At 45.5% G+C, this 12,915-nt stretch carries 6 protein-coding genes; 1 reads left to right on the top strand and 5 read right to left on the bottom strand.

What is annotated here, in order from left to right; genetic code table 11:
• Positions 1-57: 57 nt before the first annotated feature.
• Positions 58-4,407, bottom strand: a complete 4,350-nt coding sequence (locus QT996_RS14545; protein WP_333047328.1) for a PAS domain S-box protein — start codon at positions 4,405-4,407, stop codon at positions 58-60.
• Positions 4,408-4,928: 521 nt separating this feature from the next.
• Here QT996_RS14545 and QT996_RS14540 point away from each other — a divergent pair.
• On the top strand, positions 4,929-6,296 hold the full coding sequence (locus QT996_RS14540; RefSeq protein WP_333047327.1) for a TldD/PmbA family protein: 1,368 nt from the start codon (positions 4,929-4,931) through the stop codon (positions 6,294-6,296).
• Between the two features lie 264 nt (positions 6,297-6,560).
• Here QT996_RS14540 and QT996_RS14535 read toward each other — a convergent pair whose 3' ends face one another.
• From QT996_RS14535 to QT996_RS14520, 4 genes are all read right to left on the bottom strand, one after another.
• On the bottom strand, positions 6,561-7,922 hold the full coding sequence (locus tag QT996_RS14535; protein ID WP_333047332.1) for an ATP-binding protein: 1,362 nt from the start codon (positions 7,920-7,922) through the stop codon (positions 6,561-6,563).
• Positions 7,923-8,109: 187 nt separating this feature from the next.
• The gene (locus QT996_RS14530) at positions 8,110-9,447 is read right to left on the bottom strand and encodes a response regulator (protein WP_333047326.1); all 1,338 of its coding nucleotides are present in this window, start codon (positions 9,445-9,447) and stop codon (positions 8,110-8,112) included.
• 152 nt (positions 9,448-9,599) lie between these two features.
• A complete protein-coding gene (locus tag QT996_RS14525) occupies positions 9,600-9,971 on the bottom strand; it encodes a response regulator (protein WP_333047325.1) in 372 nt (123 codons plus the stop codon).
• A gap of 12 nt (positions 9,972-9,983) precedes the next feature.
• Complete coding sequence (locus QT996_RS14520) at positions 9,984-12,911, bottom strand: ATP-binding protein (protein ID WP_333047324.1); 2,928 nt, start codon at positions 12,909-12,911, stop codon at positions 9,984-9,986.
• Positions 12,912-12,915 lie beyond the last annotated feature (4 nt).

The raw sequence follows: 12,915 nt of genomic DNA, 5'->3' as shown, positions 1-12,915 counted from the left end.
GTTTTTAGCTGGCATTTTTGTAGAGATTGACTAAACTCATTTTTTATGATACCCTATTTAAAGGCACAACAGCTTAGCATCAATTCCATTAGCAATAATATTCATAAACACCTGATTCAGTTGGCTCGCATAGCACTCTACCAGCGGCAGTTTCCCAAACTCCTTAATTACTTCAATTTCCGGGCGGCTATCGTGACTCTTCAAGCGGTGCTGCAAAATTAACAACGTGCTTTCAATTCCCGCATGAATATCGACCGGCTTCATTGCCGATTCGTCCAGCCGCGAGAAATTTCTGAGGGACAACACAATTTGTCGGATGCGATCGGTTCCTACCTGCATCGAACCCACAACTTTTCTTAAATCCTCTGCCATGAAGTCCAAATCAATCTCTTGGATGCGATCGATAATTTTTGAATTAGGATTGGGATACTCCTGTTCATAAAGAGTCACCAGATCGAGCAACTGTTTTGTATACTGGTTGAGATAATCAATGTTAGCGTAAATGAAGTTAACGGGATTATTAATTTCGTGAGCGATGCCGGCCACTAATTGCCCCAAAGAAGACATTTTTTCAGTTTGAATAAGCTGAGTTTGAGTAGAGCGCAATTCCAGCAGCGCTGACTCTAAATCTCGAGCTTTTTCTCTTTCTCGCGCCTCGCTTTGTCGCAGTGCTTCCTCTGCTTGCTTGCTAGTCGTAATATCCTGGGAAACTCCAATTATTACCTTGGCCTGGCCATCCGAATTCCTACTAAAAATAGTATCCCGACTTTGCAGCCACAAAATTTGACCGTCTGCTGCTCGCACCCGGTACTCAATTTCCCTAGTTTCGCCATCTTCCATTCCTGCAAAGCTGGCCTGATGTTTCACGATTTTAGGCAAATCTTCCGGGTGTATTAACTGAGGCATCAGTGACGAATCCATCGCTGTAATTTCGTCGCTGGTATAGCCCAAAAGCGTGAACATAGAAGTATTAGTGTAGATATTTCGCTGTTCTTCCAAGTCGTAGAGATACAAAATACCGGGAGTAGCATCGGCTACTTTTTTAATGAACTGCTGGCTTTCTTGCAAAGCTAACTCAGCTTCTTTGCGATCGGTAACATCAACTGCGATTCCGTCCCAAATAATATCGCCGTTTTCTTTAGCTTCAGGACGCGAAATTATCTGAAACCATCGAATTTTGCCGGAAGGTAGCACGAACCGTCCTTCCCAGTGCCAAGGTTGCAAAGTTTTGGCTGAAATAACAACGGATTCGTCATGATTTTGGCGGTCATCGGAATGAATTAAATCAGTTATTAAAGCCGCATTTTGCAGAACATCTTCGGGTTCTCGTTCAAACATTTCTCGGCAAGCCGGACTAATGTAAGGGAAACTGAAAGAGCTATCTGTACGCAATACAAATTGATAAATTACTCCCGGCACATTACCCGACAGCTTTTGGAATTTTGCCTCGCTTTCCCGCAGTGCTTCCTCTGCTTGTTTGCGCTCCGTAATGTCAGTAATTGAACCAACCATGCGGACGGCTTTTCCAGATGCGTCCCACAAAGCTTGTCCCCGACTCAATATCCATTTGTAGGCGCTGTTGTAGCACCACAAGCGGTATTCGGTGATGTAATGCGGCGTTTTTCTCTCCAAGTGTTCTTGAAAGAGTTGCTGATTAATAGCCAAATCATCTGGATGTAAACTCGTATTCCATTTGTTATTGTAATCGCTAATGTCACTATCTTCGTAACCAGTGATTTCCTTAAAGCGCTCGGACACAAAAAGTTCCCCTGTTTGTAAGTCCCAATCCCAAATGCCATCGTTGTTGCCTTTGAGCGCTAACTGCCAGCGTTCTTCAGTTTGCATCAATTGAGAAGTTCTCTGTTTGACTCTGCTTTCTAGTTCGAGATTGAGCTGTTTGAGACTTTCTTCTGCCTGGTTGCGTTCGATCGCAATTCCTGCTAAGTTTATGATCGCCTCTATCAATTGCAGCTCAAAAAAATGGGGGTGGCGCGGTTGGGAATAATACATTCCAAAAGTTCCCAAAACTTGACCCTGAGATGAGAAAATAGGAGTAGACAAGCAAGCTCTCAGTCCAGAACTCAAGGCTAAATCTCGAAAATTTTTCCACAAAGGATCGCTGGCAATATCTGTAACGATCACCTGTTGGCGACTAAAGGCAGCAGTGCCGCAGGAACCGACATCCGGGCCGATGGCTATGCCATGAATAGCAGCATTGTAACTGTCGGGCAAACTGGGCGCGGCTCCCTGTAGTAAATGTTGGCCATCTGGAGCTAGAAGCAATATCGAACCGAGGACATCTCTAGATTGCTGCTCGATAATTTGAACTAAAGTATTTAAAGTATCGCCCAGAGGAGCGCCCTTAGCAATCATTTCTAAAATTTGTTTTTGACCGGTTAACCAACTTTCAGCTTGCTTGCGCTCCGTAATGTTGCGGGCTACCCACAGAACGGTGTTTTCTTTCAGTGGCGAAATGGTAGCGGCAAACCACGTTTGTACGCTGGCAATTTCCAGGTTATATTCACAAGTACAGGTTTGATTTGTAGCAAGGGCGGTGCGAATTTGCTCCTGACAACAATCTGCAATTTCTGGCTCGAATAATTCGCTGATTTTTTTGCCGACAAGTTCTGCCGGCGGTTTGTATAAAAGTCCGGGACTTGTCGGGGCAATTTTCAGGTAGCGTCCCTCAATATCAATCACCAAAATTACGTCGTTCATGGCAGCGAACAAAGCTCGAAGTTCCGATTCAGAAGCTTGGAGGGCGATTTCAGCTTGTTTGCGATCGCTAATGTCGCGCCCCACTCCTTGACACTCAATCAAGCTGCCCGTACTGTCAAAAATCGCCCGATTCGTCCACTGGTGCCAGCGAGTTTCCCCTGTTTCGAGAACGACGCGGTGTTCACAGGTAACGACGGGGTTTTCTAGGCTTAGAGAACTGAAACTGCGGCTGATAATTTCTCCGTCTTCGGCCGGCATCAAGGGCATAAAAGTATGGCCCTCCAAATCCGATCGCGATTTATTGAAATAGCGGCAGTAGGCATCGTTGACAAAAGTCAAAACTCCGCTCGGCAAGAAACGGCAAATCAGTTCGGTTTGGTCTTCAATAATTGCCCGATAGCGAGATTCGCTCTCAAGCAGCGCGGCTTCTGCTAATACGCGATCGCTAATATCCGTCCCGATACAAAGCACTCCTGCCAAATTTCCCTTCGCATCTAGTAAAGGTTTATTTGTCCACGCTATCCACACCCTTTCTCCATTGCTGCGGATGTTTTCATTTTCGTTTTGCAAGTATTTTTCCGGCTGTGCCAAACAGTCTCGAATTATTGCCGCCAGGTCACTTTCTGATAAATCTGTTTTCGGTATAATTGTGCCGATCGCACTTTTGCCAATGATTTCCGCTTCTGAATACCCGAAAAAAGTTTCAGCACACTCGTTAAAAAAAGTAATCTTGCCTTCACTGTCTAACTGCACAATCATGCTGTTAGCATTCTCAACTAATTGCCGATACTTAACTTCGCTGGAACGCAGTTTCGCACGCCCGTACACCCAGCTAAAAACCGCCACCCCGCTCAAAAGTGCCAGCAAGCCACCTCCAAAAAGCAGCCAGCCCCGAAACGGCGAATTCGCAGGCCATCCCCCCGCCGGAATTGCTGCCAACTGCCAGGAACCGTTAGGCAAAGTCACTTCCAGAACCACGGGATTGTTCTGAAAAATCGACTTGTCGCCGAAAAACACTGCGCCGGATGCTCCCTTCCCGTCTTTGCCCCGCAGAGAGTATTGCAACTTCGCTGAGGAGTCCTTGAGTCCTGCTTCCTCCATCAGGGAATTTTTGTCGATGATCAGACCTGTCAAGCCCCAGTAAACTCCTGTTTCGGGATCGGTGCCGGAGGGTGTGAGAAAAATCGGCGATCGACTGATGAACGTCTCGTCCCCCTCCAATAATTTCACGGGTCCAGCAACCAAAGTTTTTCTGGTGTGCATGACTTCTTTGACCATTTGCCGGTGTTCGGGTAGCGCCGTCAAGTCAACCCCGATCGCCGATTCATTTCCGTCCCGCGGATAAATGTAAGCGACCGTCGTGCCTTTAACTAAAGTTATGGCGCGAATGCCCGGTTGCTGTGCCACCAGAATTCTCGCCGTCGCTGCAAACTCGGCTTCGGTGATATTTGGGTTGTTGGAAAGGTAAGCCACCAAACCCCGCATCAGAAATAGCCGGGAATTTAAAGAGCCTTCTAGCTTAGAACGGACTGTGCTGAGCCGATCGAGGGTGCTAGCACGGTTGTATTGAAAAAACCGCCGCTGTTCCGATCGATCTAAAATGCCAACTCCGACCAAAATTGCTATTGATGCCGAAATAGCTGCTAAATACGGTGAAATTTGGAATTTTTTAACCTTAAAGTAATCCATCTGCCGGGGGTTAAGGTATTTTTTTTACATCTTTAGATAGATTTAGTTTAGTTTGATTTCTCTCGGCAAAGGCAAGCTTTCGGGGATACCGGGCTTTTGGCAAGCGGGCGCGAGTTTGTTGTGTTCTAGGAGGCCCGTCGAACGTCGGCGATCTGTAAGCCTCTAATCATCAATTCTCTGGAAAAAGTTTTAAATCTACAATCGACTGACCGAAAGTAAGGTGGTCATAAGCCCCCGGATTCATTCCTTCGCAGACTCAGGACAGAGACTTTAAAAAGCTTTGCATCCTTCCTAAAAAGCCCCCGGACTCATTCCTTCGCAGGCTCACGACGGGATCAATCTAAAATCTAAAATCTAAAATCTAAAATTGCTTGACTCGCTCTTGCTCGGGTAGGGCGCGCCACGCTCCCGCACCACAGCGGTGGGGAAACGCGCACCCGAAAGACGGGAGTTATTAGCTAAAATAGGTTTAGCAATAATTTTTTTCAGCGCTACGGCTAATCATTCATAGGGGCAATTTGATGCAAGAACAGTTGATGGAAGCGATCGCACCTTACCGCGATCGCGTAGATTATCTAGAAGTTCGCCTCGAACAAAGCGAGTCAACTGCGATTAGTTTTCGCGGCCCTCAGTTAGATGCTGTCAACCGCAGTTTTAGTCTCGCCGGCGGCATCCGCGCCTGTCACAAAGGCGGCTGGAGTTTTGTAACTTTTAACGGTTTAGATGAGTTAAAAGACCGCATTGAAGAAGCTGTAGTGCAGTCTCGTTTGGTTGGCAGCGAAAAAACTCTACTAGCAGATGTCACCCCCATTCAAGACTATGTAGCGGTGGAATTGGGCCGCGACCCGCGCTCTATTACTTTAGCCGAAAAGCGGAAATTGCTAGAATCTTACAATCAGTTGCTGTTAGATTATGACCCGCGAATTCAGACGACAATGGCCGGTTACAGCGACAGATTTGGGATTACTTATTTTGTGAATTCTCAAGGTACTTGCATCGCTCAAGAGCGCTTGGACGTGACCGGGCGTTTCGGGGCGATCGCCCGCGGCGAGGGTGGTGTCGTCCGCCAAGGGTTTGAGTCGATTCACTCGCGATCGGATTACGATGTCTTGACAAATATTGAAGATAGTGTTAAGAGTGCTGCCGTTCGAGCTGTAGGCCAACTAGAGGCAAAATCGGTGAAAGGCGGTCAGTATCCGGTGATTTTAGACCCTTATTTGTCGGGGGTTTTTATTCACGAAGCTTTCGGGCATTTGTCGGAAGCAGACGGCATTTACGAAAACCCAAAAATGCAGGAATTGTTGACTTTGGGCAAGCCTGTGGCAATCGAACAATTAAATGTAATTGACGACGCAACTGTGCCGGGATTGCCGGGAACTTTGAAATATGACGACGAAGGCGTGCCGGCTCAGTGCAAGCATTTAATTAAAAATGGAGTTTTAGCGGCTCGGATGCACAATCGCGAGACTGCGGGCAAAATGGGCGAAAGTCCGACGGGAAATGCCCGAGCTCTGAGCGCTACTTTTATGCCTTTGGTGCGGATGACTAATACTGCGATCGAGTCGGGCGAACATTCTTTTGACGAAATGGTTGCCGACATTGACGAAGGAGTGTATGCAGTGCGGATGTTGGGAGGACAAACCAACGGCGAAATGTTTACCTTTGCGGCGGCTCAAGGGTTCATGATTCGCGACGGCAAATTGGCTGAACCGGTGAGCGATGTCACTTTAAGCGGCAATGTATTTCAGACGTTAAAAGATATTGAGTCTATAGGAAACGACTCGGTTTATGCCTACGGCGGTTGCGGTAAAGGCGGGCAGAGCGGTTTACCAGTAAGCGTCGGCGGCCCCCATTTGCGGATTAAAAATGTTGTAGTCGGAGGAAGATAATCCTTAGTCATTAGTCATTAATTATTAGTTCAAAACTTACGCAACTGGCAGATGGTGAAGGCGTGCTGGCGCCCTCACGCCTCACCATCTGCCAGTCCCTCCCGGACACTGACAAGTTGACAAACCACTCAAAATCTACCATTGAGGGCTTCAGCGAGGTCGTTCGGTGTTTGGGAGACTTCAGAAATTACAGAGAAATTGGGGAAGTGCGATCGCGATTATAGACTTTAGCAGACTTTCCCCTGATTTTTTGTTTAATTCCCCTTAACTCGCCTTCATCTCTACCCGATTATTCTGCCTAACAGGAATCTCAATCACAAATTCTGCACCTTGATCGGGCTGCGACAAACACTTCAAATCTCCGCCGTGCTTCTCCACCACAATCTGATAGCTGATAGATAATCCCAAGCCCGTGCCATCACCCACAGGCTTAGTTGTGAAGAAAGGATTAAACAGCCGATTTATTACATCACTCGTCATCCCCGGCCCATTATCTTTAAAACTGATTCTTACCCAATCGCAATTCAGCATAGAAGTACGAATCGTAATCGTCCTAGGCTGGTTTTTCATTTGCTTCTGGCTGCGTTCTTTATCACAGTGATTCAACGCATAAATGGCATTGCTCAGGAAGTTCATAAATACCTGATTCAACTGACCAGCATAACATTCAATTTGTGGCAAATCTCCGTATTCTTGAATAACTTGAATAGACGGACAATTCGGCCTAGCCTTGAGTTGACTCTGCAAAATCACTAGAGTGCTATCGATTCCCTCGTGAATATTAACGGGTTTCATCTCCGCTTCCTCTAGGCGCGAGAAGTTCCGCAACGTCAGCACAATGTGACGGATACGTTCTGCCCCCAATTTCATCGAATCCAGCATTTTAGGCAGATCCTCTTTGATAAAATCCAGCTCTATTTTCTCACTTAAAAATTCGATTTCCGGGTGATTATGGGCATCGTGCTCCTCGTAAAGGTTGATTAAATCTAATAGCTTCTGACTATACTCATTGACATAAGTTAAATTGCCATAGATAAAATTAACCGGGTTATTAATTTCGTGGGCAACACCAGCAACTAACTCTCCTAAGCTCGACATTTTTTCAGTCTGAATAAGCTGAGATTGGGTGCGCTGTAAATTTTGCAGTGCCAGTTCTAGTTGGATGGCTTTTTCTCGCTCTCGCGCTTCCGATTGCCGCAATTTATCCTCTCTTTCTTGGCGGGAGCGCTCGTTTTCCTTGAGCTGTTGCACATGGCATAAAGTTTTGTTAATAGTAATTTCTAAATCCTGAAAATTTATAGGCTTAATCAAAAAGTCAAAGGCCCCGCCATTCATCGCCTTTCTGATATTTCCCAAGTCGCCATAAGCAGATATAACTACTGTTTTGACCATAGTAACTAGCTCGTTAAGTTTCGCTAGCAAAGCCATGCCATCCATGACAGGCATATTAATATCTGTCAGGATAATATCTATATCCGGCTGCTCTCGCAACGTTGACAGCGCTTCTACGCCATTGTGTGCAAAAAAAACTTGATATTCTCCTGTTCGGATCTTTTGTCTAAATTTCTGGCAAATTAAAAATTCTAAATCAGGCTCGTCATCCACAAATAATATTTTTGCGGACATATTGGGATCTATTTCGATCGTAGGCAACATTTTGTTGACCTCCTTGATTGATATTCACTTATTCTGAGTAACATTTAATACTTTTACATTCAATTATACATTATTTCAGGAGGAATGAAAAGGCTGATTTCTGCAAGGGCAAACCGGATGGCTGGAATAGGCTTTGAGTTTGGTAAAAGTCGATTGATTAGCTAAGGTGGGGTGTCGCCCTCGTTTGTCTGATTGGAATTTCAATCCAGAACTCTGCTCCCTGCCCCACCTCTGAAAAACAGTTCAATGCGCCCCCATGCTTGTCCTGTATAATTTGGTAGCTGATATAGAGGCCCAAACCAGTACCCTCACCTACAGGCTTAGTCGTAAAAAATGGCTCAAAAATACGGTCTTTCACCTCTGCCGTTATTCCCACCCCATTGTCCCGAATTTGAATGACGACACGGGATTTTTCCTCTAGCAGAAAAGTGCGAATAGTAATTGCGAGCGGGCAAGCGAGGATGTCATCTAGCGATCGTTGTTTGTGGTACTCATTTAAAGCATCAATCGAATTAGAAATAATGTTGATAAACACCTGGTTGAGTTCTCCAGCATAGCATTCCACTAAAGGCAGATTGCTGTACTCCTCAATCACTTGAATCTCTGGACGCGCTGCCCTTGCTTGAAATCGATTATGCAAAATCAGCAGGCTGCTTTTTATTCCCTCGTGAATGTCAACAGACTTTATATTAGCTTCATCCAGCCTTGAGAAGTTACGCAAAGACAAAACAATCTTCTGAATGCGGTCAACACCCCCTTTCATCGAAACCAAAATTTTGGGTAAATCTGCTATCAGAAATTCCAAATCTATGGCTTCCATTTCAGTTTGAATCTCAGAAGTGGGAGGAGTATACTGCTGCTGATAGAGATGCAGCAGGTTCAGTAGGTCTTGGATATAATCACTGACGTGGCTAATATTGCCGTAGATAAAGTTGACGGGGTTGTTGATTTCATGGGCAATCCCCGCAACCACTTGACCCAAAGAAGACATTTTTGCGGTCTGAATCAGTTTAGCTTGGGTCTTTTTTAGGTCTTGCAGACAGTGCTGTAAATGCTGAGCTTGTTCTTTAGCCCAAGCTTCAGATTGCCGCAAGCGCTGGTTTTCTTTTAACTGTTGCACCTCGCGCAGCGTTTTGTTGATGGTAATTTCTAGATCCTGAAAATCTATCGGCTTGGTTAGAAAGTCAAAGGCACCGAAGTTCATCGCCTTTCTTATATTTGTCATGTCGCCATAGGCTGATACAACTACTGTTTTGAGTGGGAGGTCTATCTGATTAAGTTTAGAGAGTAAAGTCAGGCCATCCATTTCAGGCATATTAATGTCGGTCACTATCATATCTAGATCCGGGTGCTCTTCCAATTTTTCCAGCGCTTGTACGCCATTATGGGCGAAAAAAAGCTGCCATTCTTCCGCGCGTATTTTTTTTCTAAATCTCTGAGAAACTAGAGATTCTAAATCTCGTTCATCATCCACGAACAGTATTTTTGCTGACATATTAATTGTTCAGTGACTATTAAAATTCATAAAAATTTAGCGCTCCAGAAGGACAGAATGAAAATGCAATCGAGAAACTTTAACTCGACTGACGTACTGCTTTCACTTAGCAATTACCCCTTACAAATTACTAAATATGTTTACTTGGGAATTTACTCCAAGTTAAGTATTTTATTTTTGAGTGTATCAAAATTAACAGGCTTAGTAATATAGTCATCAGCTCCATAAGCTATTGCGGTTTTGTAATTTTTCTCATCTCCATAAGCCGTAATCATAAAAACTTTTAAATCGGGAAACTTTTCTTTGAGAATCCTGAGCAGTTCGAGTCCATTCATTCCTGGCATATTAATATCCGATAAAATTAAGACAATAGACGCTTCATCCTGGTTTTCTAAGTAGTTCAAAGCTGCCTCTGCGGACAGACAAAAATGAAATTGAATTTGCCCTGCTTTGATTTCTTTCCTAAATTTCTGCTTGAACAGTGACTGGATATCTTCCTCGTCGTCTACCACCATTACTTTCATTTTTTTTACTCCTTAACTTAGACTATTTTTTTTCGGCAATATGATTATAAACTCTGTGTATTTTCCTACTTCGGTTTCGACTTTTAGTTCTCCTCGATGTTGCTGGACAATCACATCCTGACTGATAGACAGACCTAGACCAGTACCTTCGGCTGGTGGCTTTGTAGTAAAAAACGGATTGAAAATTTTATCTAGGACCTCGGGTTTTATACCTGAGCCATTATCGCGAATGCGGATTTCAATCGCGACCCCAAGATTTCGAGTTTTCACGTCAAGCACCGGTGAAAATTCCGATCCCATTTGTTGTTTCTTTTTATAGGCTGCATAACAAGCATTGCTAATAATGTTAAGAAACACCCTGCCGATGTCTTGTGGCACGACGTTTACTTCGCCAATATCATTGTCGTAATCGGTTTCTATGGTAATGTTAAAAGCCGATTCCTTGGCTCGCATCCCGTGATAGGCTAGATTGATATATTCAGCCAATAAACTATTTATATCTGTAGCTTCCCACTGGCCGCTTTGTCCTCTCGAATGCAAAAGCATATTGCCAACGATTTTATCGGCTCTTTGACCGTGTTGATTGATCTTTTTAAGGTTGGCTTTAAGATCGGTTAACAACTCGGCAATATCCTCACTGGTTTCAGGATCTAAACGTTCTGCTTGATTTTTAATTTTTTCAAACAGTTCTTGGGTTAATTCAGCAGAAAGTTCAGAGAAATTGTTGACAAAGTTTAAGGGGTTTCTGATTTCGTGAGCAATCCCTGCTGTTAAACTTCCTAGAGAAGCTAGTTTTTCTTGGACAACAATCTGATTTTGCATAGCTCTGAGATTTTCTTCTATCTCTTGGCGCTCTTCAATCTCATGCTGCAATTGCTGCACAGTATGGGTGAGTTCAGATGTACGATTCTCAACTTTGATTTCTAGTTCCTCATTAGCTTTTTCTAGAGATTCTTGAGCTTGCTTGCGATCGCTGATATCGCGCAGAATCACCACATATTCTTGCATACCTTGATTTGAAAGCGAAGCATTTTGAGAAAATCGGTCAGAGATGGCAACTTCCAGGATACGCGAGTCGCGATTCGGTAGGTTAAGAGCTTGTTCGCTGCGACTGGGCCACTGATCGGGTTCAAAAGCTAATCCGGGCAGTAGTTTGTTCAGGTGATGCCCTAAGATCCCAGTGGTGTCGATTCCGAAAACGCTTTCAGCAGCGGGATTAGTCTGACGAATCACTCCGGTTTCATCGAGCACCACGATCGCATCTAGGGCAATGGTAAAGAGTTGTTCTGCTCCCTCTCGTGCTTCGTTCATGGAGACGACTTGGGGTAAGCTCGTCCAGCAGGCAACTGCCACTCCGACAAAGCCTACGGTTATTACCAGAACAATCAAAAGATTATCGGCAGCATCACCTGGAAGTCCATCTAACGTGGCTCTAATCACCCAGGCGATCGCGGCAGTGCTACAGATTAGAAAGATCAGGATGCCTACCTGAAGCGCCACAAAATCTTTAGTTATCCTGTAGGACTGACCTCGATAAAGCTTAATCCACCACCCAGGATGGAAGGGGGGAAATGCAATGCGACGTATCGCAGCATCCCCTACCAAAATAGCGATCGGCAAAAGCAGTCCGATCAGCAGGTCTTGCCAGTTCCAAGCCAAGCCCCCAACAATCAGGATAACTGATTCTACCAGGAAAAAGACTCCCGACCACCAAGGCCATAGCACTTCTGGCCTATCCCGACGCAGCCATAGCCCTAAATGGACTGTGATATAGGCGGTCAGGAAGGCAGTAGCGGACACCATTACTAAACGCGCTATATCTCCCCACGCTAGACAGATCAGACTGAGCAAGAAAGTCAGCAACAGGGCTGGGCCGAGTACACCGCGTGGGGAGACAACACCGAATACTGGCGATAGGTGTCCGTCTAAGGCAAGTTGGTACAAAACACGGGGAGAGTTGGAAACCGCAGTGGCGGAACTTAGGAGGCAGCCCGCGACGATCAAAAGCGTCACCATAAATGAGGCCCCCGGCCCCCAAAAGAGTTTAGCTGCGGCTAATAGGTTTAAGAAGGTGTCGTCTTGTAATCCAGATTCTGTTGCCAAGCGCATCAGTACCCAGGAACCAGCCAGATAGGGAATAGGAATCAGCCAAGCCACAAAGCTCAGAAACCGCAACGTCTCCCTAGGTCGTTGGCTATCAGCTACAAATGAGGCAGCACTTTCACAGGCATAAGCAGCGTAGACGGCGAAAAAGTACCATTTTGCCCATTCAACAAAGGAAAAGCTAGGCCAACTGTCGGGAAAAAAGCCGGGACTAGCCGGGGATAGTAATAACCAGCCGATGCCTTGAGTGCAAAAAACAAACAGGAATCCCGCAGCGGGTAGAACGAAACATAAATGCAGGATACTTAAGGCGCGGGTGCCACTAAACGCCACAATAAAGGCGATCGCAGTAAAGCCAATTTTCAGGACTAACTCAGGACATGAAATCCCTAGTGGTTTCAGGTTTGCTTCAATCAGGGCTGTGACGATTAGGGCGTTGATCGTTGTCACCGCTAACCAACTAAAAAAGTATCCAATCGCCCCATACCTAGCTAACCAGGGATAATTGTTCAGCAGCCGCGCTGTGTAGTTGGGCGTTCCTCCTGCCATCTCTGGCCACTTCCTGCCCAAGCTTTGCATCTGAAAGTTCAGCAGCATCGCCACGATTGTTGCTGGCAACCAGACGAATATAGCTTGAGGCCCAAGAGCGGCGTGTATGGCCGGTGCAGCGCTAATCCATAGCAGATGACCCGTAAGGCCAAACCCCCAAGTTTCCAGTGTCGTTAGGGTTGGCTGAAGGCGCATGAGCGATCGCCTCTTAAGATTTTCTGTTGGGGAAGGCTGAGTTGGTTCTGAATGGTAGCCATTTGCTGGCTGGTGTCGGATGTCTGTCGCCATTAAT

Origin of the sequence: Microcoleus sp. S13C4 (assembly GCF_036700865.1) — a bacterium.
Taxonomy (GTDB): Bacteria; Cyanobacteriota; Cyanobacteriia; order Cyanobacteriales; family Microcoleaceae; genus Microcoleus.
The sequence above is the reverse complement of the archived record's forward strand: the minus strand, read 5'-3'. Positions and strand labels throughout refer to the sequence as shown.

Excerpts from the sequence above, each read along its gene's own strand:
- QT996_RS14545 (WP_333047328.1), bottom strand. The coding sequence starts at position 4,407 with ATGGATTACTTTAAGGTTAAAAAATTCCAAATTTCACCGTATTTAGCA.
- QT996_RS14540 (WP_333047327.1), top strand. The coding sequence starts at position 4,929 with ATGCAAGAACAGTTGATGGAAGCGATCGCACCTTACCGCGATCGCGTA.
- QT996_RS14535 (WP_333047332.1), bottom strand. The coding sequence starts at position 7,922 with ATGTCCGCAAAAATATTATTTGTGGATGACGAGCCTGATTTAGAATTT.
- QT996_RS14530 (WP_333047326.1), bottom strand. The coding sequence starts at position 9,447 with ATGTCAGCAAAAATACTGTTCGTGGATGATGAACGAGATTTAGAATCT.
- QT996_RS14525 (WP_333047325.1), bottom strand. The coding sequence starts at position 9,971 with ATGAAAGTAATGGTGGTAGACGACGAGGAAGATATCCAGTCACTGTTC.
- QT996_RS14520 (WP_333047324.1), bottom strand. The coding sequence starts at position 12,911 with ATGGCGACAGACATCCGACACCAGCCAGCAAATGGCTACCATTCAGAA.